Source organism: Planococcus donghaensis (genome assembly GCF_001687665.2).
Taxonomy (GTDB): domain Bacteria; phylum Bacillota; class Bacilli; order Bacillales_A; family Planococcaceae; genus Planococcus; species Planococcus donghaensis.
In genome coordinates, this window is sequence record NZ_CP016543.2 from 2,796,799 (window position 1) to 2,816,415 (window position 19,617).

The following is a 19,617-nucleotide window of genomic DNA, read 5'->3' on the forward strand; positions in this document are numbered from 1 at the left end:
CTATGCTTAGATTGCTTGTTTTTTCAATCTTACTTTATCAGGCGTGACGTCATCCCCAAGTGGGTCAATAACTTTCATGCTCGTTACAGTTGATTCGACTTGTCCACGAATTGCACGCAAATAATCTTCGCGCAATACTTGACGCTCTACTTTTTCAGCATTGGTCAAGCCTTCTTGACGTGCTTTTTGTGCTAACTGGTTAATGCGCGGTAAAATCTCAATCATTGTAATTCCTCTTTTCTTTTACCTAACTAGCTTTTCAGCTAGCCAGTCCGTTAATTCTGTTGTTTTCTTCTGAAATCGCTCTTCTTGCATTTTCAATGAAAGCGAGAAAATCGTTTCAAGCTCCATCCGCGAACGCCAAGCATCTTCTGCTTCTACCATTAAATCAGTCAGTAAACAGCAACGTTCAGGTTCATCAAGCTCTAACAAATCGCCCAACACTCCACTCGACGAATAAAGCGATTGTTGACCTTCGATGGCTACATATATGTCAAATACACTAATATCTTCTGGTTTCTTTTTAAGTTTAAATCCGCCTTTGACGCCTGGTACTGATGTGATCAAGCCTGCACTGACCAGTTTTCTTAAAAGCTTCTGAAAATATGTTGGAGAAGTTCCCAGTTGTTGACTTATAGCTTCACCTGGAAGAACTGCTTTTTCCGGAAGCATATTCAATAACAATACTGCATATACCGATTGTTCTACACCTGGTTTCATATGCACCCAAATCACCCTCTTTCAATTACGGATAATAAATATCCTTGATATCTACAATATACCATCTCGAATTAAAAGTAAATACTTTTGCTTACACCGTGAATGAAATGAAAAAGCCACCCATAATCGGATGGCTTTCACTAATACGCTATTTATTTGCTAAACAGGGTTATATTATACCCGCCAGTGCACCGTAAACGAGTGCCATTAAAATGACGAGTGCCGGATGCACTTTTCTAATTTCCAACAACCAATAACTAAGAACAACTAATATTACCGTCTCTATCGTCCCGGAACTGTCGACAGAAGTCATGAAAAATTGAAGTGTCATTGCCCCGAGCAATACGGCAATCACCGGACGAACTAACTTCGTGATATTTTTAACTTTCGGAGAATCTTTGTATTTTAAAAGTGTCACCATTAATAACACCATTAAAATAAGCGATGGTGCGACGGAGGCGAATAAAGCAACAGTTGCGCCGAGTACGCCCCCTTCTGCATAACCGATATAGCCTGCCATTTTTGTCGCAATGGGTCCTGGCAAAGCATTTCCTAACGCCAGAACTTCTCCAAACTCTTGCGTAGTCATCCAACCATAACGATCCACCACTTCTTTTTCCACAAGCGGAATCGAAGCCGGTCCACCGCCATATCCTAATATTCCTGGAATAAAAAAGGCTAAAAAGAGGTACCAATAAATCATTTTGGATCTCCTCCTTTTTTAAAGGAGGTTAAAGAAATAATTAATATACCTAAAATGACAAACGCTGGGTGAATGTTCAATATCTCTAACAGCACAATAGCGATTACTGTAAACAAAATGGCGCGCCCAATTCCCAGAGCTTTGCCCGACTTTTGAAAAAAGTCCCACGTCATAATGGCAAGCATAACCCCCACAACGGGAACTACCGCAGCCGACATGCTATTGACCCAATCAAGCCCTTTGTATTTTTGTAAAATGCCCAATAAGATAATCATCAAAATCGCCGTTGGAACGACTGTAGCAACAAGAGCTACAATGCAGCCAATTACGCCGTTAACGCGATAGCCAATGTAACCCGCCATTTTGGTAGCAATGGGCCCTGGCATTGTATTCCCTAAAGCTAATGTGTCCCCAAATTCATCTTCTGTCATCCATTTGTAATTGACTACAGCTTCCCGGTGGAAAAGTGGAATTGCAGCAGGTCCTCCGCCAAAGCCAAGAAGACCTACACGGAAAAAAGCTAAAAAAAGATCAATATTCATTTTCAGCTTGGAAATTTCCATTTTCTTTTCCTCCACTTTTTTATCGACTACCAAACAGCTACCGCTCCATCCGTACGTGATTCGGTGCCCCCGGCTAATACCCCTGTCTCAGAATCGCGCCAAATAATTTGCCCTCTTCCAAAACTTCCACCGTCTGTCGCTACTTGAATGTGATGACCTTTACGAGATAATGCTTGCGCTAAATAATTTGGGAAATTGGGCTCGACTAAAATAGTCTTTCCTTCAATCCACTGCCACCTTGGCGCATCAAGTGCTGCTTGCGGATTCATTAAATAATCGATGGTGTTAGTAACCACTTGGAAATGTCCTTGGGGCTGCATATAACCACCCATAACACCAAATGGTCCAACAGCCTTATCGTCTTTTGTCAAAAATCCTGGAATGATTGTATGGAAGGTTCGTTTTCCTCCAGCCAATACATTCGGGTGCTCTGGATCTAACGAGAAGTCCGCTCCACGGTTTTGAAGACCAATCCCTGTTCCGGGAATGACTATTCCTGAACCAAAGCCCATATAATTGCTTTGGATATATGAAATCATATTGCCTTCTTCATCTGCCGCAGATAAATAAACGGTTCCGCCTTTTGGTAATTCATATGGTTTTGGATCAGATGCGTTTTCACCAATGGTTTTGGCGCGCGATGCTGCATATTCTTCTGACAGAAGATGCTCCGTGCTGACCGGCATATTCTCTGGTTCGGTAATAAACGCTTTGCCATCTGTGAATGCGAGTTTCATCGCTTCGATTTGTTCGTGATACGTTTCCGCAGATTGCCATTTAGGTTGATCGAGTTTTTTGAAAATGTTTAAGGCCATTAACGCAACCATGCCTTGTCCATTCGGTGGAATCTCCCACACTTTATAGCCGCGGTAATCGGTGGAAACCGGCTCTACCCATTGCGGTTCAAACGCCTGTAAATCTTCTTTGGCTAAAAAGCCTTCATGTTTTTTCATAAAGCGATCAATTTTTTCGGCAATGGCACCTTTATAAAAAGAACGCGCATCCGTTTGTCCAATTTCAATTAGCGTTTTAGCATGGCCCGGAGAAGACCACATTTCGCCAATTTCAGGGGCGCGACCGTTTGGTGCAAATGTATCAAACCACCCTTGATATTCTTTACTAGTGAACGAATCTTTGTATTTGGCATAAGCTGCTTGCCAATACTTACCGAGAATTGGTGTTAACGGATAGCCTTCTTCCGCATACCGAATCGCAGGTTTCAAAGCTTCTGCCAATGATAGCTTGCCGAATTTTTTTGATAGTTCAGCCCAAGCAGCTGGCACCCCTGGAACTGTCACTGGTACTAAACCATGCGTCGGCATTTTTTCAAATCCAAGTGCTTTTACTGCTTCTGGCGAGATGCTTTTTGGTGCAGGGCCGGAACTGTTCAATCCGTGTAACTTGTCTTTAACCCATACTAAAGCAAATGCATCTCCCCCAATTCCATTTGAAGTAGGTTCAACTACAGTTAACGCAGCGGCAGTGGCAATTGCCGCATCTATGGCGTTGCCGCCATTTTGCATGATTTCAATCCCAGCTTGTGCTGCTAATGGTTGCGATGTGGCCACCATTCCTTTTTTAGAAAACACGGTTTGTCTTTGTGCTGCAAACGGGTTATGTAAATAATCCACGACAACTCTCCCTTTCTTGTTAAGTAATATTTCGCATAAATAAATCCTGTTTTCCATTGAACGTTCGTTTGTGTGTAACTATAGTAAAACGCGAATACTTTCGATTATAGAGTATCCACTTTTTTATTTCTATTCACACCGCTAAAATAACAGAAAATTCCCATAAAAAACAAGGTTTTGTAGTTTATTGAAACTACAAAACCTTCTATTTGCTCTCTATTTTCTAACTTCCTCACAACTTATTTAATTACGTAAGCGGAATTGAGTACAATATATGCCAGGAGCTACTTGAATAACGCCCACCTCCTGAAAACCGAACATCTGATAAAGCGCAATTGCAGGTTTATTAGCGGTTCCTGTGCTGACTGTAAATTCGTACCCTCGATAGTTTTTCAACAAATAACTCACCAATTTTTTACCAATTCCTTTTCGGAAATAAGTGGGACCTACCACTAACCGATTGATATCGACGGTTTCTCCCTTTACTCGATAAGAAATTACTCCTTGCACCTGTCCTTCGCCATAACCGATAAAAAGTTCGTCACTCTTTTGAAGTTCTTGTAATGTTTCCTGAAGTTGGGGAATATCATAAAAACCCATCATTTCGGCTTCTATCCGATAGGCAGCTTGTTGAATGTGATGAATCTGTTTCGCTATTTGTTCATCTTGTTGATTTAGTTTGCTAATCACTATCCATCACCCTCTACTAACTTTTCAATTTACCTATTCGTCGATTACTTTTGAAGAAAATCGAGTAATTCCCCAAATTTTGCGGTAGCCTCTTGATAGCCTTGGTTATAAAGAGTTTCTAATTTAACTGGATTTCGCTCTAGCCCTTTTATTCTGTACAAATCTTCTGGTCGAATCACCATGGCCAAGCTTTCTCTTTCCAGTTGCTCAATAAAATCCATCGTTTCATTGTAATATAAATATCGATTTTCCATTGCCTTTGCGATAGCCGGGTATTGTCGAACAAATGCTGGCATCATTCCTGCAAATCGACTCTTTTTTTTCCGATAACCTTTTTCTCTCGTCAAAATGATGATCGGCTTGGTCACACCGTCGGATAATGCTTTGCGGATCGGCAGCGGATCGGCAATGCTGCCATCCATTAAAAATCGACCGTTAAATTCTACTGGTTGCGCCATAAGTGGCAGTGAACTCGAAGCTCGTACAATAGTTAGCACATCTTCCGGACGTTTTTGCTTCCCAAAATACACCGCTTCACCCGTTAAACAGTCTGTCACTCCTACTACAAACTCTTCTGTAGCATTATGAAAACGGTCATAATCGAAAGGTACTAAGCTATTCGGAATTCTATCAAAAATCAAATCCATTCCAAACAGTTCTCGTTTTGTCAGTAGATTCTTCACTGAAAGGTATTCTGGATGATTAACATAGCCAATGGTGACTTCTCGATTTCGACCATTTTGCCTCGAAATGTAGGAAGAGGCGTGACAGGCTCCTGCTGAGACACCGATTACGTAGTCTACAAAAATACTTTCTTCTAATAGTTTTTCGAGAACACCACCCGTATAGACCCCTCTCATGCCACCACCTTCTAACACCAATCCACTCTTCATCTCCATCCCTCCTTCAGCACGTACGATATACAGCCCCTTTGCTTTAGCCGACTTTTTCGATCAATTCCGGCTTGTTGTTTTTTGGAGAATTTACCTCTTGAGAAACGCGATACGCTTCCATGTCTTTTGCTTGATATGGTTTTAATAAAGCTTTCAATGTCTCCACATCTTCTATCCGTGGGTCTAGCCAGGTCTTTTCATCTGCTTTAGATAATATAACCGGCATTCTATCGTGAATAGACTCCATCAACGCATTGGGCGCCGTCGTCAAAATCGAGCAACTATTGACGATTTGGCCATCTGGGGATTTCCACGATTCCCAAAGTGCCGCAAAAGCAAAAGGCTCTCCAGTCTTTAATTTGATGCGCATTGGAATTTTCTCTCCGTCTTTATGTTGCCATTCGTAAAAAGAGTCTGCCACCACTAAGCAGCGCTTTTTTTTAAATGCGTTACGGAAACTAGGCTTTTCCGCTACTGTTTCTGATCGTGCATTGATCATTTTGTAGCCAATTTTCATATCTTTTGCCCATGGTGGGATTAAGCCCCACCGTAATTCACCTAATCGATTTTTGTCTCCATCATTAACAACCGCTACTACCTGTTGAGAAGGAGCAACATTATAACTTGCGGAGTATTCGTCTTTGTCAAGCGCTGCTTCTTCGATGTTAAAGCGCTCAATCAACACTGTGTAATCAGTGAACAATGAGTATCTTCCACACACCTTTATCGCACCCTTCCTTAATTTGTTGTTACTATTAATATAACAGAAAATTCATTTTATTCCTTTCTGGTTGGCTTTATGATTGAAACACTAAACTAACATTCATTTTGTAAAACTCCTCCTGTCTTTGTCTTTAAAGTGCCATGATTTATTGCACTATTGCTCATTTTCTGTCTTTATCGAGTTGTATTTACAGCGTTAAGCTTTTATATTCTCCAGACTCTAAAACTATGGAAAATTCGTTAAGGTCCCTTAAATAGCGAAATAGTGTTATAATAGAAGAACTACGATTTATATTAGGAGGAATCACATGGCTACTGCACGCGAAATGAGTCTCGTCAACAAGGATTTTCTGGTTGAAGAATTAGGGCTGAAACAACAAGGAAACTCAACAATTTTTACGAATGAAGATTGTTTTGTGTTATCTCCATCTGTTCAGCGATATGAAAAGGGATTTGACGTCAGTGAATTTAATTTGGCAAAGTTCGATCCAGAACGCCAACAAGGCTTTTTGATTGTACGGTACATGGATACCTTTTTAATGGCAAAATTGGAAAGCTTCACGTCTAAAATGATGCTTCCTGAACTACAAATTAAAAAGAAAAATACAAAACCACATTGGAAATTCACTGTTGCTGAAAATCCTGCTTATCATATTGTTAACACACAAAACAAAGAACTACGTTATCGTTTGCAAGAACCTACTAAAAAACAAATTCTTTCTTTTTTCAATAAGTTATAAGAAAAACCCGCTGCCTCTGCATGCGGGTTTTCTGTTGCTCTTTTTCGAACAACTGGATGATTAATGGTAAAATAGCAAGTATTATAGACCTCTTCACTCATTAGTGATTGTCGATCGGATGTGATTTATGGAATCTCCTCGTTATACCGTTAAAGATCGTCAGTTCTGGAAAATCATCCTCAGTCTTCTATTTGCATCGTTATTTACGTTTGCCAATATGTATGCTGTTCAGCCATTGTTGCCGGTTTTTGTAGAAGAATTTCAAGTTCCAGTTTCCACAGCTAGCTTATCTTTATCACTAACCATTATCGGTTTAATACTTGGACTAATTGTTCTCGGATTTTTTTCGGATCGCAACGGCAGAAAATCGTATATTATTTATTCTTTACTCGGTTCTGCCATTCCTTTTTTCATCATTCCCTTGACCGATTCATTTTCTATCTTATTATTTCTTCGTTTTATTCAAGGCTTTGCACTAGCAGGTGTTCCTGCTGCTGCTCTTGCGTACATAAGTGAGGAAATCGATCGAAAAAACATCGCTTATGCGACTGCACTTTATATTTCTAGCAATGTCCTCGGTGGGATGATGGGTCGAATTTCAACAGGCTTTTTAACTGACCATTTCTCTTGGCAAATTTCCTTTTATGCTTTTGCGGTGACAGGACTCTTCATATTCGTTATTGTCCTTTATTTACTACCACCATCACAGAATTTCAACTCTAGCCAAGTAAGCTTTGCAAAAGATATAGAAGGCTTCTTGTTTCACTTAAAAAACCCTGCTCTACTGGTGGTTTTTGGTCTTGGTACAGTTTTGCAAACTTCTTTTACTGGCATTTGGACGTATTTGCCTTTTTATCTAGAAGCCTCTCCATTTTCTATGTCGTTGCAGGCGATATCGTATTTGTTTTTCGCTTATGGTATTGGTGTCATCGGCTCGCCAATGGCTGGTCGTGTTGCTGAAAAATTCAGCATACGTAATGTCCGTCTAGCAGGTGTATTTATTTTATCTGCTGGCATTTTCATGACACTTAGTCCTTATCTTTGGATGATTGTTGTTGGTCTTTGTGTCACTTGCCTCGGCTTTTTCACTGCTCACGCCCTAACTGCTGCTTCTGTCAGCCAGCAAGCAACTCATCATAAAGGCAGTGCTTCTAGCCTTTATTTGGTATCGTACTATATAGGCGTCGCAGCAGGAAGTTCTGTGTTAAGTCCTTTATGGACCTCTGGTGGTTGGACTGGCCTAGTTCTATTCAGTGCTATTTTGCCACTTCTTTACATAATGGCCATTACTCTTTACCGAAAAAAAGCAGGCTCTACCCGGAGGTGAGCCTGCTTTTTGCTATCAGTTAAATCTTATTTAAGAAAATCCGCTGGGATCGACATAAGGTCTATCCCCCAAACAAGCGGTAAGAAGTAGAATACCGCAAGTCCAACAAAGAAAATACCAAAGATATTAAGCGCAAATCCCGCTTTGGCCATATCTGAAATCCTCAAATATCCAGAGCCGAACACGACCGCATTCGGAGGTGTTGCAACTGGCAACATAAATGCACAAGACGCTGCGACGGCTGCCGTCACCATCAGTGCATAAGGATGAATGCTAAGAGCAACTGCAAGTGATGCCATAATCGGGAACATCATCGAAGCAGTAGCTGTGTTTGAAGTAATTTCGGTCAAGAACAACACGAGCGCAGCTACTACCAAAATTATGGTTAGAACATTCACGCCTTGTAGCCCAATCAACTGATTGCCGATCCATTCAGACAACCCGGAACTTGTAAATCCCGCAGCAATAGCCAGTCCCCCACCAAACAGCAGCAAAATACCCCAAGGCAACTTGACAGCGGTGGCCCAGTCTAGCAAGCGATCGCCCTTTTTGTTTTTAGAAGGAATAATGAATAATACCATCGCAGCAATTAACCCGACCGTTGCGTCAGTCATTTCGAGGTTGGGCGCAAAAGCATCCAAGACAAATGAGCGGCTGATCCAAGCAAGTGCTACTGCTAAGAAGACTACAAAGACTGCTTTTTCTTCGTAAGAAGCTCCACCTAAGTCAGTTTTTTGCTGACGTATTACTTCGCTACCTCCTGGTAAATGCTTCAATTTTTGTGGATAAGCAACTTTTACTAGGTAAACCCAAGCAACTAATATAAAAATCCATGCTAATGGTACACCAAACAACATCCACTGGGCAAAAGTGATTTCAATACCATAAATTTCATTGACTGCACCTGCAAGTAACGTATTCGGAGGTGTTCCGATCAATGTTGCAATTCCCCCAAGAGATGCAGAATACGCAATCCCTAGCATCAAAGCTTTACCAAAGCTGAAATTCTCTTTTGAAGTATCGATTGAAGAATTATATTTTAAAGCTTCCGATACTTGATAAATAATGGCTAAGCCAATTGGTACCATCATCATCGCCGTAGCAGTATTGGAAATCCACATTGACAGAAATCCTGTCGCAACCATGAAACCAAGAATGATGCGTTCCGTGTTCGTTCCAATTACAGAAATAATAGTTAAGGCGATTCGCTTATGCAAATCCCATTTCTCCATTGTCAGGGCAATCATAAAACCACCCATAAACAAAAAGATTGTATCACTGCCATACGCTGAAGTTGTAGCGCTGACATCGAGCCCCTTAGTCATTGGAAAAAGAATGATTGGCAAGAGAGATGTTGCTGGAATTGGACTGGCTTCTGTAATCCACCAAGTGGCAATCCAGATTGTACTCGCGAGTATCGCTTTTGCTTCAGGCGGTAGTCCGTCTGGATTAAAGAATAGCAAAGTTAAAATAAACAGCAACGGACCTAGGATTAACCCAATGAGTTGCGGCGCATTATAACTCCGCTTTTTTTTGCGTTCATCATAAGACCCAGCGTCTTCAGCCCGATCTCGATTGTCAGGCATACCTGCTTCAGGATTTGTAAATAATCGAAATGTCTCTTTTGCTTGATCGTGTTTTTCCCACATCCAATTCCATGTTGCAGAAATCATGCTACCCCTCCATCTCTTTAATGTATTATCCAATAATTACCTTTCTAATTGTATCCGTTTACACTTTTACAAACAAGTTGCTGAAAGGCTTATTTATTTCCTTATAATTATCTCTATAAAAAGGCAGAGACTTTAAGCCCCTGCCTTAATACTCGTTATTTCTCAATACTTTTAGCGCTCTTGCGATTCACCAATTGGATTGTTTTCATCGCCAATGCCTTTATTGCTATGAGCTCCTTTTTCCCTCATCTTTTCCCCGCGGTCTTTTGCCTGTTCGTCAATGCTTTTAAATTCTTCCCCTTGTCGCTGGCTTTGGCTACTTTTTGGATTTGCGTGTTCTGAAAAATCATTCTTTGCCATAAAACGTTCCTCCTTCAAGTATTTATATTTTCATTTCCCTAAGAAATAAAAACAAAACCCTTATTGTGGAAGAAAAACACCGTAGCCGAAGTATACAGTCAGAAGTGAAAGGAGTGAGAAAACCAAATATTCGGAAGCGCCTCCAGTAGTCGCAGTTACTGGAAAGCGAATTGTCCATTTGAATGGAAAAAACAATTTAACACCTCTTTTGGTCGCCATATCCAAGACGATATGACTGAGCATCCCTACTAGCAACCCTGCCGATAAGGCTTCTACTGTCACGAAACTCTCCAATATGAAAGCTGTCAGCGCTAGAAATAGCAGACTATGTGTAAATGTTCGGTGTCCAAAAAGACGACTAATTATTTCTGATAATGCCGGTAACGTTCTCCCAATTTTACTGCCACTATGACAAATATCCGGAATTACTGCCCCCACTACTCCTGCTCCTGTTAAAAGAATGGGATCATAATTTGTAATTTGTGCAAAAGCAAGACTTGCTGTTATACCGCCAATAATGTGTGTTTTCCCTGTCATGCTTTTTCTCCTTTGTCGTACTTGATTTGAGCTCATTTTTATTATACTAAAAATCGTGTATGCTGAAGATAGGGAAATTGGCGGTGTATATAGAACTCTATTAAGCACTGGGTTCTATTTTACAGTGAATATTCCACACAGAACTATAAAAGGAGGCGTCATTATGGGAATTCATCGCTTTTTTACTTCATTAAATGATTTAGAACGTATTATTCGTGCACCTGGAATGTTCAAATTTGAAGAACATAATGTTGCAGCCCATTCGTGGAAAGTCAGTCAGTACGCAATGTTTTTTGCAACCATTGAAGAACGTGCCGGCCGAGAAATCGATTGGAAATCTTTGTATGAAAAAACCATCAATCATGATTTTGCAGAAGTATTTATCGGCGATATTAAAACACCGGTCAAATATGCCTCTCCTGAACTAAAGGAAATGATCGCTCAAGTAGAAGAAGGCATGATGGAAAAGTTTATCCTCCGAGAAATTCCTAAAGAATTTCATGATGTTTTTTTTGAACGCATGAAAGAAGGAAAGGACGATACTGTAGAAGGTCGTTTACTAGAGTTAGCCGATAAGCTAGACCAGTTTTATGAAGCTTTTGCAGAGTTAAAGCGAGGCAATACGGATAAAGAATTCGTCGTGATGTACCGGATTGCGTTAACTAAATTATTGGGTCTTCCATTGCCCGCAAGTGTTGAGTATTTCAAAAACGTTATGCTTGATGATGTTATTAACGAAGACACTGCCATCGATGTAAAAGAGCTGACACGTAAGATCATGGCCGAGCATTGAGCTTCACTCTATATTTCGAGGTAAAATTATGGTAAATTTAACATCAACAACTACTTTCGGAGGTGAATCCCTTAACAAGGGAATTTATTGGACCCCATACTTATATTGAATTTAGCTTTACTCGTCTTATTAATCGCGTTAACGGCTGTTTTCGTCGGATCGGAATTTGCCGTCGTTAAAGTCCGGATGTCGCGCATCGACCAATTAATCGATGAAGGAAACAAAAGAGCTGTACTGGTCAAAAAAATTACTAATGATCTTGATTATTACTTGTCTGCATGCCAGCTAGGGATCACGGTAACTGCTCTCGGCTTAGGCTGGTTAGGAAAACCGACAGTTGAACGCCTTTTTTATCCTTTATTTGAAATGCTCGATGTTCCTTCTTCCGCCTCAACCATCATTTCATTTGTTTTAGCTTTCTCATTAGTGACGTTCTTACACGTGGTCCTAGGGGAAATGGCACCAAAATCATTGGCACTTCAATTTACTGAGCGGATGACTCTTTTTCTATCTCCTTTCTTGTATTGGTTTGGCAAAATTATGTATCCGTTTATCTTTATATTAAATGGTTCTGCTCGCGTTCTTTTGCGGATTTTCGGCATCGAACCTGCGAAAGAAGACCAAGCCCATTCAGAAGAAGAACTGAAAATCATTATGGCCCAAAGTTTTCAAAGTGGCGAAATCAACCAAACCGAATTGTCCTACATGCAGAACATTTTCGCTTTTGATGAGCGCAGTGCAAAAGATGTCATGATACCACGAACTCAAATGATTGCCTTTTCCGATGATTTAACAAACGAAGAACTTCTTTCAGAAATCCGAGATCATCGTTTTACACGTTACCCTATTGCAAGAGATGGAGATAAAGATGATCTTATTGGATTTATCAATGCGAAAGAAGTATTGACGCATTACGCTGTTAATGGCCAATTTGAGATGTCAGAACTTATACATGCCTTGCCTTATTTTCATGAGACGACTCCTCTTCAAAATGCATTAGTCAGAATGCAAAAAGATCGTACGCATATCGCGCTCGTAATCGATGAATACGGTGGAACGTCGGGCTTAATCACCATGGAAGATATATTAGAGGAAATCGTTGGAGAAATTCGTGATGAATTTGATGAAGACGAAGACGAAGAAATTATTAAGGAAAGTGACACACGCTATCTTCTAAATGGTCGTGTCCTGTTAAAAGATCTGGAAGAACGTTTTGGTTTTAACTTTGAAGACAGCGACGATATTGATACCATTGCTGGTTGGATTCAGCATCAGCTAATTGAAGCTGAAACGGGTGATCGCTTTGTAAAAGAAGGATGCCAATGGTCTATCGTTGAAATGGAAAATCACCACATTTTAAAAGTTGCTTGTGATATCTTACCAAAAACACTTTAAAAGAATGTCCCTTTAGCGGACATTCTTTTTTTTATCTAAAAGCATTCAGTTAACTCACTGTAATTTTTCTACTAATTTCATGGTTAAATCACTCTACAACAGGGCATATACAAATAGACAAAGTATTTTTTAATGGAGGTTATCAGATGAGTAAAGCGATGGGATTCGTTAAAGAACTTGGTGGTGAGTTCAAAAAAGATAATGCTACCACCCTTGCTGCAGCACAAGCTTATTATTATTTATTAGCTATTGTTCCTTTATTGATTTTGTTGCTGTCTATTTTGCCTTATCTTCAAATTGATCCGGCCAAAGCAATCGAGTTTATCCGCAGCATTCTCCCTGGAGAAGTAGCAAACACGTTCGAAGACACTATTGTTAGTGTTGTCACTACGCCATCAGGTGGCTTATTGACATTTGGTATACTAGGTACACTTTGGTCTGCTTCGAATGCTTTAACAGCATTTATCAACGCTACCAATCAAGCTTACGATATTGAAGAAACCCGTTCTTTTTTCAAATTAAAAGCAACAGCAATTGGCTTAACACTTGGTATGCTTGTGGCTGTTATTATTGCACTTGTTTTACCAATCTTCGGCGGTACAATTATTAGCATCATTAAATCAACGTTAAATTTACCAGAGCAAACTGAAATTATTTTCCAAGTTCTTCGTTGGGTGATTTCGGTTGCAGTCATGAGTTTAGTATTGGCATTGATGTATAAATTTGCACCAAACAAACACTTTCCATTTAAAGAGGTACTTATCGGAGCAGTAATCGCCACAGTATTATGGCAAGTAGTTTCATTTGGCTTCTCGATTTACGTTTCTAACTTTGGTAGTTATTCTGCTACCTATGGTAGTTTAGGGGGACTCATCGTCTTGATGTTGTGGTTCTTCTTAACAGGATTAATTTTGGTTATTGGTGCCGAAATAAATGCAATTTTAGATAGACGCAGAACTGCGAAAAAGAATGCGTCTTCCGATGCACTCGCTAATAGCCATGTTAAAGGAAAAAATACAGAATCCTCAATGAATAAGTATTAAGCAAAAGGCCATTCATCACGTTGATGAATGGCCTTTTTAGTTTTACTATTTGTTGTGGGGTTCACATTCCTGGTCGATGCTCCAAAAAGTTGCGATATGCAAAGCCTTCAACTTCTGTTTCTGAGTAATGCTTCTGCAATTCATTGATCAAATTTGGAAATTCCGATGCATTGTTGAGATCTGTAATGTATGAAGAAATCCCATCAAAATCTGATCCGATGCCAATATTTTTTACACCGCCAAGCGCACAAAAATGATCTACATGACGGATCAAATCCGATATGGTCGCTTGTTCACTATCTTTATTGATGAAATCTGGACAAAACACTACATCAATCATTCCATTTTTTTCGAACATGGCTGTTATTTGCTGGTCATTCAGATTGCGTGGATGATCGCAAAGTGCACGCGCATTAGAATGGCTAGCGATTGGGTATTTTGCCAACGCCATTACATCCCAAAATCCGTTTAACGACAAATGGGAAACGTCTGTGAAGATATGATGCTCGTTATTGAGACGAACCACTTCTTTGCCGAGCAGGGTTAATCCTGCTCCTCTTGGATCCCCAACACCATCTGCACAAAGGTTGGCATTATTCCACGTTAATCCAATTGACAGCACCCCTAAGCGATAAAGCTGATGCAGCTTCATCAAGTCATTACCGAATGCATCTGCACCTTCTAGCGTTAATACGGCGCCAATTTCATTGGACTTTAGCGAATCAATGTCTTTCCAATTTTTAATATGCTTCATCAATGGATTTTTTCCGATTATCTCACTATAGAACAAGTCCACCTGCTCAAGAGCGTGCTGCCATTTTTCATCAGAAGGAAATTCAGGGTGAATAAAAATAGCGAAAAATTGCACTTTCACGCCTCCAGCTTGCAAGCGTTCAAAATTGGTATCCAATTCGTTTGAGCGCTGGAAATCTAATAATTCTCCATGAAACAAAGCATTACGCTTGGCCATTTGCAACTTCAGTAACGCATCACAATGGGTATCAAAAATTTTCATCTACTCATCTCCCTCTTCTCTGCAAGCATCCACAAAACCGGCAAATAGTTTGACCGAGGCTATATCTTTTGCTCTTGCCATATTTTCGGGATGCCATTGCACACCAAGTACGAAATGATGTTGCGTACTTTCAACTGCTTCTATAGTGCCATCACTCGCTTGGCCACTTACGACAAATGGAGCAGGGACTAAACGATTGGCTTGGTGGTGGCGACTATTCACTTTTATGCGCATTTGTCCTGTCAATCGGTTGAGTAAGGACCCTTCAGTTATCTCCACAAAATGAGAGCCATGAAATTTCGGTGCTTTTTGTTGATGTTGTAACAAGTCCGCTTTTACTTGTGTTGTAATATCTTGATACATGTCTCCACCTACGGCAATATTCAATATCTGCGCTCCACGACATACGCCGAAGATAGGCTTATTCATAGCTAATACTTTTTTAGTTAAAGTTAATTCAAATGCATCCCGGGATGGAATAATTACTCCAAGGTTTGGATGAGGTTCCTCGCCAAATAAAGTCGGATCAATATCATAACCCCCTGCTAAAAATAACCCGTCAATATGCTCGGCAATTTCATCCAAATCTGCTTCTTCAACCAAATGCGGAAGCATAACCGGTAAACCTCCTGCTGCAAGTATTGCTTCTGTGTCCGCAAGTTCAATGCCGTATTCGTCCCGCCCCAACTCTAAAGAGGCGGTAACTCCAATAATCGGTTTCATCTATGTATACCTCCTGGTTATAAAAACTGAATATAATAAACATACAGACTTTTCTGGTGGAATACTAGCAAATACAAGAACTTTATCAAATATGAATTGTATAAAAACGGAATATAGGGGCAAGAAACTTATTTTCAAATCAAGTATAGGGTCTATTTAAAATCACATTAATCTATCGTTTAATTCTATTAGTAGATCCATCCACCTACTCTTTCCAACTAAAAAATCAGTAGAAACAGAAAGTTTCTACTGATTTTCAATTGCAGCTTATGATTTAACTCATCCGCTCATTTGCTGCTTTGTTGTATAAATTAACCGATCTCCTACAAAAATACGGCATTCTATTTTACATAAAAAAGAGCCAATCGATACTTTAATCTCTTCATATTCACCATCTTTGTTTTTCACTTTTCCAAACAAACGGGAAGTCAAATGCAAGCCTACTTGTTCATCTTGTAAAACGCCGTCCACAAATAACTTTTCATTGGTCCATGTATTAACAACACGAATTGTGTGATCGCCATACTTTATCACCCAGACATCCTTCATCATACTGGCCCCCTACACTAAGTTTTGAACATAGTATACCAGATATTCACCAAATAGCCGCTACAGTGAAAAGTAACAAGAAACTTCTACGTTCTATTCTACATAAAAAGCTGTAGATCCACTCAACTATTCGAGCGAATCTACAGCCTGTAATATCCATAACCTTAATTTTATTTGATCAATTCCAACTCAACTGGAATAGATGCTTCAACTTCTTCACCACCAAGTGATTGAACAGCTGCTTCTACTGCCATTTCACCAATCATCGCCGGTTTTTGTGCGACTGTACCATCAAGACGGCCATCTTCTACCGCTTTTACTGCATCGTCTGTTGCGTCAAATCCAACTACAGCAATGTCTTTTCCTGAAGCTTCGATTGCTTCAAGTGCACCTAACGCCATTTCATCGTTATGAGCAAATACTCCCGTAATGTCAGGGTTTGCTTGAAGAAGGTTTTCCATAACCGATAAGCCTTCTGCACGGTTGAAGTTTGCTGTTTGTTTTGCAACAACATCCAACGTTCCACCTGCTACATTGTTAAAGCCTTCGCCACGTTCACGTGCTGCTGAAGATCCCGGAACGCCTTCAAGTTCTGCCACTTTAGCGCCATCACCAACTAGTGAAATTAAGTGCTCTCCTGCCATCTCTCCACCTGCAACATTATCTGAAGCGATATGAGATACAACTTCGCCACCTGCAGCACTACGGTCAACCGTAATAACTGGAATGTTTGCTGCATTAGCGGACTCTACTGCTGCCGCAACTGCTTCTGAGTCTACTGGGTTAATCATAATCAAATCTACACCTTGCTGGATTAAATCTTCTACATCACTTGCTTGTTTTGAAGCGTTGTCTTGTGCATCAACAACTGTTAAAGTTGCGCCTAATTCTTTTGCTTTTGCTTCAGCGCCTTCATTTAATGTAACGAAGAACGGATTATTCAACGTCGAGATTGAAAACCCAATTGTGTAATCGCCGTTTGTTTCGCCGCCGTCGCCACTTTCTTCTTCAGAACTTGATCCTGGAGCATCCATTGAACAAGCCGCCAAAATCATCATGACCAGTAACATGAACCCCAATTGTAATTTTTTCATTTTCCTGCACCCCTTATGTTGTTTTTTTACGGTCCAGAAGAACCGCTAATAATATGACTGCACCCTTCACCACTTGTTGGAAGAAGGAGGTAACCCCGATTAAATTTAATCCGTTATTCAGTACCCCAATAATTAAAGCACCAATCAATGTTCCAACTATCCACCCTCGACCACCTGTTAAGCTAGTGCCGCCAAGTACAACAGCGGCAATTGCATCCAGTTCAAACATCTCTCCAGCCGTTGGTTGTGCTGAATTCAAACGCGATGTCAAAATCAATGAAGCGACCGCTGCCAATAAACCAAGCAACGAGTAGACATAAATTTTGATACGGTCTGCATTGATTCCCGACAAGATCGACGCTTCTTCATTGCCACCTACTGCGTAAACACGGCGGCCAAAAGTCGTTTTTTTCAAAATGAAGTACAAAATCGCAAAACTAATAATCATGGTCACGACTGGAATCGGAACTCCAAGAAAATAACCTTTACCGAGCATTTGGAAAGTTAAGCTATCACCCAATCCAGAAATTGGCCGACCGTCTGTATACACGAGTGTTAGCCCACGGTAAATGGTCATTGTCGCTAATGTTGCGATAAATGGCGCCACTTTTCCTTTTGCGATAATAATCCCGTTAATTGCACCAAGAATCGCTCCTAGCAGCAAGCCTAGTAACATCGCAAAAATTGGATCTACGCCACTAGCCATGAGTCCTGCCGTTACAGCACCCGTTAACGCTAAGGTTGAACCCACCGATAAGTCGATACCGCCCGTCAAAATAACGAACGTCATTCCGAAAGCAATCAAGGCGTTAATGGACACTTGCCGAAGTACATTCATTAAGTTTGAAACAGATAAAAAGTCAGGATTTAAAATCGTGATAATTGTCATAATAAGAAATAAACCGATAAATGGAGCTATTTTTTGAAGTACGGATTGATTACTGGTCTTCAACTGCAAGTTTTCCACCTCCTGTAGCAAAATGCATAATTCGTTCCTGTGTCATTTCATGTTTTGGTATATCTGCTGTTATTTTTCCTTCGTGCATTACCAACACGCGATCGGCCATGCCAAGAACTTCTGGCAGTTCTGATGAAATCATCAAAATAGCAACGCCTCTTTCAGCGAGCTCATTAATAATCGAATAAATTTCTTTTTTCGCTCCCACATCGACACCGCGTGTGGGTTCATCTAAAATGAGTAATTCCGGCTCAATACCGAGCCATTTCGCGATAACCACTTTTTGCTGATTCCCACCACTCAAAGATTTTGCGGCTTGATCGGGTCCTGATGTGCGAATACAGAGACGTTGAACCATCGAATCGTAAAGCTTTCGTTCTTTATCTTTAGAAATCAGTCCATTTTTAGAAATGGCTTCATAGTTTGTCATGCTAACGTTTTCTTCTACTGAAAAATCGACTACGAGCCCTTCTGATTTACGGTCTTCTGTTACATAACCGATGCCCATTTCTTTCGCTTTTTTTGGCGTATCGATTTTGACTTTTTTACCATCAAATTCAATGGTTCCACCATCAAGCTTTTTGTATCCGAAAAGTGACTGAGCGACTTCCGTGCGTCCTGCTCCCATTAATCCGGCAATCGACAACACCTCACCTTTTCGAAGCTCAAATGAAACGTTTTCAAAACAACCCGTTCGTTTCAAGCCTTTAACAGACAGTTTGATGTCCCCGATTGTAGAGTTACGTTCAGGATAACGTTCACCAAGTTCACGACCAACCATTAGTTGAACCACTTCATCAAACGAAGTTTCACTAATTTTTCGCTCCCCTACAAATTCTCCATCACGTAAAATTGTAATACGGTCACATAACGAGAAAATCTCTTCCATTCGGTGAGAGATGTAGATAAAGGAAACTCCCCGTTTTTGGAGTTCGCGAATAGTTTTAAACAAACTATCAATTTCACGATCTGTCAGCGCTGCAGTAGGCTCATCCATAATGATGACTTCTGCATCTACCGATAAGGCTTTAGCGATTTCGACAATTTGTTGTTTACCGACGGACAAGGAGCTCGCGGGATCTGTTGGATTAATGTCCAATCCCAAATCGAGTAAGATTTGGCGCGTCTTTTTTTCCATTTGTTTGTTTTTCAATATGCCTGTTCGACCAAACGTTTCTTCACGCCCTAAAAATAGGTTGTCTGAAATCGATAGATGAGGCAGGATATTTAGTTCCTGATGAATGACTGCAATGCCTGCTTTTTCCGCTTGTTTAGGAGAAGTGAAATTGACTTTTTCTCCCTTTACTTCCACTGTGCCTGAATCCCGTGTATAAATTCCGGACATGATTTTCATCAATGTCGATTTACCTGCACCATTCTCGCCCATCAAGGCGTGAATTTCGCCTTTTTCCAATGTAAAATGAACATTTTTTAAGACTTGATTGCCACTAAACGATTTGGAGATATCCGTCATTTTAATCATTAAA

Annotated in this window: 22 protein-coding genes; 5 read left to right on the forward strand and 17 right to left on the reverse strand. The window is 40.4% G+C overall.

Annotated features, from left to right (window positions below; all coding sequences use genetic code 11):
• Positions 1–6: 6 nt before the first annotated feature.
• The 8 genes from BCM40_RS13740 to BCM40_RS13775 all read right to left on the reverse strand — a co-directional run bounded on the left by BCM40_RS13740 (position 7) and on the right by BCM40_RS13775 (position 5,921).
• Positions 7–225 carry a DUF896 domain-containing protein gene (locus BCM40_RS13740; protein ID WP_065525397.1) on the reverse strand — a complete coding sequence of 73 codons (219 nt, stop codon included), beginning with the start codon at positions 223–225 and terminating at the stop codon, positions 7–9.
• Positions 226–243: 18 nt separating this feature from the next.
• Positions 244–726, reverse strand: coding sequence for an Rrf2 family transcriptional regulator (locus BCM40_RS13745; protein ID WP_065525396.1), 483 nt, complete (start codon positions 724–726; stop codon positions 244–246).
• A 163-nt stretch (positions 727–889) separates the two neighbouring features.
• Positions 890–1,423, reverse strand: a complete 534-nt coding sequence (locus BCM40_RS13750) for a chromate transporter (protein ID WP_065525395.1) — start codon at positions 1,421–1,423, stop codon at positions 890–892.
• Positions 1,420–1,986, reverse strand: a complete 567-nt coding sequence (locus BCM40_RS13755; protein ID WP_065525394.1) for a chromate transporter — start codon at positions 1,984–1,986, stop codon at positions 1,420–1,422. The genes BCM40_RS13750 and BCM40_RS13755 overlap by 4 nt, the downstream gene beginning before the upstream one ends.
• Before the next feature lie 26 nt (positions 1,987–2,012).
• Positions 2,013–3,617: a gamma-glutamyltransferase family protein gene (locus BCM40_RS13760; protein ID WP_065525393.1), complete on the reverse strand. Its 1,605-nt coding sequence runs from the start codon at positions 3,615–3,617 to the stop codon at positions 2,013–2,015.
• Positions 3,618–3,860: 243 nt separating this feature from the next.
• Positions 3,861–4,307 carry a GNAT family N-acetyltransferase gene (locus BCM40_RS13765; protein ID WP_065525392.1) on the reverse strand — a complete coding sequence of 149 codons (447 nt, stop codon included), beginning with the start codon at positions 4,305–4,307 and terminating at the stop codon, positions 3,861–3,863.
• Between the two features lie 44 nt (positions 4,308–4,351).
• Positions 4,352–5,206, reverse strand: a complete 855-nt coding sequence (locus BCM40_RS13770) for a patatin-like phospholipase family protein (protein ID WP_065525391.1) — start codon at positions 5,204–5,206, stop codon at positions 4,352–4,354.
• Between the two features lie 37 nt (positions 5,207–5,243).
• Positions 5,244–5,921, reverse strand: coding sequence for an SOS response-associated peptidase (locus BCM40_RS13775; protein ID WP_065525390.1), 678 nt, complete (start codon positions 5,919–5,921; stop codon positions 5,244–5,246).
• A 310-nt stretch (positions 5,922–6,231) separates the two neighbouring features.
• Here BCM40_RS13775 and BCM40_RS13780 point away from each other — a divergent pair, with 310 nt between their 5' ends.
• Together BCM40_RS13780 and BCM40_RS13785 are read left to right on the forward strand one after the other, a co-directional pair.
• Positions 6,232–6,663, forward strand: a complete 432-nt coding sequence (locus BCM40_RS13780; protein ID WP_008430292.1) for a hypothetical protein — start codon at positions 6,232–6,234, stop codon at positions 6,661–6,663.
• Positions 6,664–6,790: 127 nt separating this feature from the next.
• Positions 6,791–7,990 (forward strand): MFS transporter, encoded by a 1,200-nt coding sequence (locus BCM40_RS13785; protein WP_065525389.1) that lies wholly within the window; start codon positions 6,791–6,793, stop codon positions 7,988–7,990.
• A 26-nt stretch (positions 7,991–8,016) separates the two neighbouring features.
• On the opposite strand, the gene BCM40_RS13790 is transcribed toward BCM40_RS13785, so the two are convergent.
• The 3 genes from BCM40_RS13790 to BCM40_RS13800 form a co-directional block, all read right to left on the reverse strand.
• The gene (locus BCM40_RS13790) at positions 8,017–9,663 is read right to left on the reverse strand and encodes an SLC13 family permease (protein WP_065525388.1); all 1,647 of its coding nucleotides are present in this window, start codon (positions 9,661–9,663) and stop codon (positions 8,017–8,019) included.
• A gap of 171 nt (positions 9,664–9,834) precedes the next feature.
• Positions 9,835–10,023, reverse strand: coding sequence for a hypothetical protein (locus BCM40_RS13795; protein ID WP_065525387.1), 189 nt, complete (start codon positions 10,021–10,023; stop codon positions 9,835–9,837).
• 60 nt (positions 10,024–10,083) lie between these two features.
• Entirely contained in the window at positions 10,084–10,560 is a 477-nt protein-coding gene (locus BCM40_RS13800; protein WP_065525386.1) for a metal-dependent hydrolase, read from the reverse strand.
• 163 nt (positions 10,561–10,723) lie between these two features.
• Between BCM40_RS13800 and BCM40_RS13805 the strand changes: the two genes are divergently transcribed.
• The 3 genes from BCM40_RS13805 (at position 10,724) to BCM40_RS13815 (ending at position 13,791) form a co-directional block, all read left to right on the forward strand.
• Entirely contained in the window at positions 10,724–11,353 is a 630-nt protein-coding gene (locus BCM40_RS13805; protein ID WP_065525385.1) for an HD domain-containing protein, read from the forward strand.
• Positions 11,354–11,440: 87 nt separating this feature from the next.
• Positions 11,441–12,748 (forward strand): hemolysin family protein, encoded by a 1,308-nt coding sequence (locus BCM40_RS13810; protein WP_065525384.1) that lies wholly within the window; start codon positions 11,441–11,443, stop codon positions 12,746–12,748.
• Between the two features lie 146 nt (positions 12,749–12,894).
• Positions 12,895–13,791, forward strand: coding sequence for a YihY/virulence factor BrkB family protein (locus BCM40_RS13815; RefSeq protein ID WP_065525383.1), 897 nt, complete (start codon positions 12,895–12,897; stop codon positions 13,789–13,791).
• 61 nt (positions 13,792–13,852) lie between these two features.
• Here BCM40_RS13815 and BCM40_RS13820 read toward each other — a convergent pair whose 3' ends face one another.
• The 6 genes from BCM40_RS13820 to BCM40_RS13845 form a co-directional block, all read right to left on the reverse strand.
• Positions 13,853–14,806: a dipeptidase gene (locus BCM40_RS13820; protein ID WP_065525382.1), complete on the reverse strand. Its 954-nt coding sequence runs from the start codon at positions 14,804–14,806 to the stop codon at positions 13,853–13,855.
• The gene (locus tag BCM40_RS13825) at positions 14,807–15,529 is read right to left on the reverse strand and encodes a gamma-glutamyl-gamma-aminobutyrate hydrolase family protein (protein WP_065525381.1); all 723 of its coding nucleotides are present in this window, start codon (positions 15,527–15,529) and stop codon (positions 14,807–14,809) included. It abuts the gene before it with no gap.
• A 279-nt stretch (positions 15,530–15,808) separates the two neighbouring features.
• Positions 15,809–16,078, reverse strand: coding sequence for a hypothetical protein (locus BCM40_RS13830; protein ID WP_065525380.1), 270 nt, complete (start codon positions 16,076–16,078; stop codon positions 15,809–15,811).
• Positions 16,079–16,248: 170 nt separating this feature from the next.
• Positions 16,249–17,172 (reverse strand): ribose ABC transporter substrate-binding protein RbsB, encoded by a 924-nt coding sequence (rbsB, locus tag BCM40_RS13835; RefSeq protein WP_065525379.1) that lies wholly within the window; start codon positions 17,170–17,172, stop codon positions 16,249–16,251.
• 13 nt (positions 17,173–17,185) lie between these two features.
• A complete protein-coding gene (locus BCM40_RS13840; RefSeq protein WP_008430277.1) occupies positions 17,186–18,130 on the reverse strand; it encodes an ABC transporter permease subunit in 945 nt (314 codons plus the stop codon).
• Entirely contained in the window at positions 18,111–19,613 is a 1,503-nt protein-coding gene (locus BCM40_RS13845) for a sugar ABC transporter ATP-binding protein (RefSeq protein WP_065525378.1), read from the reverse strand. The genes BCM40_RS13840 and BCM40_RS13845 overlap by 20 nt, the downstream gene beginning before the upstream one ends.
• Positions 19,614–19,617: the final 4 nt, after the last annotated feature.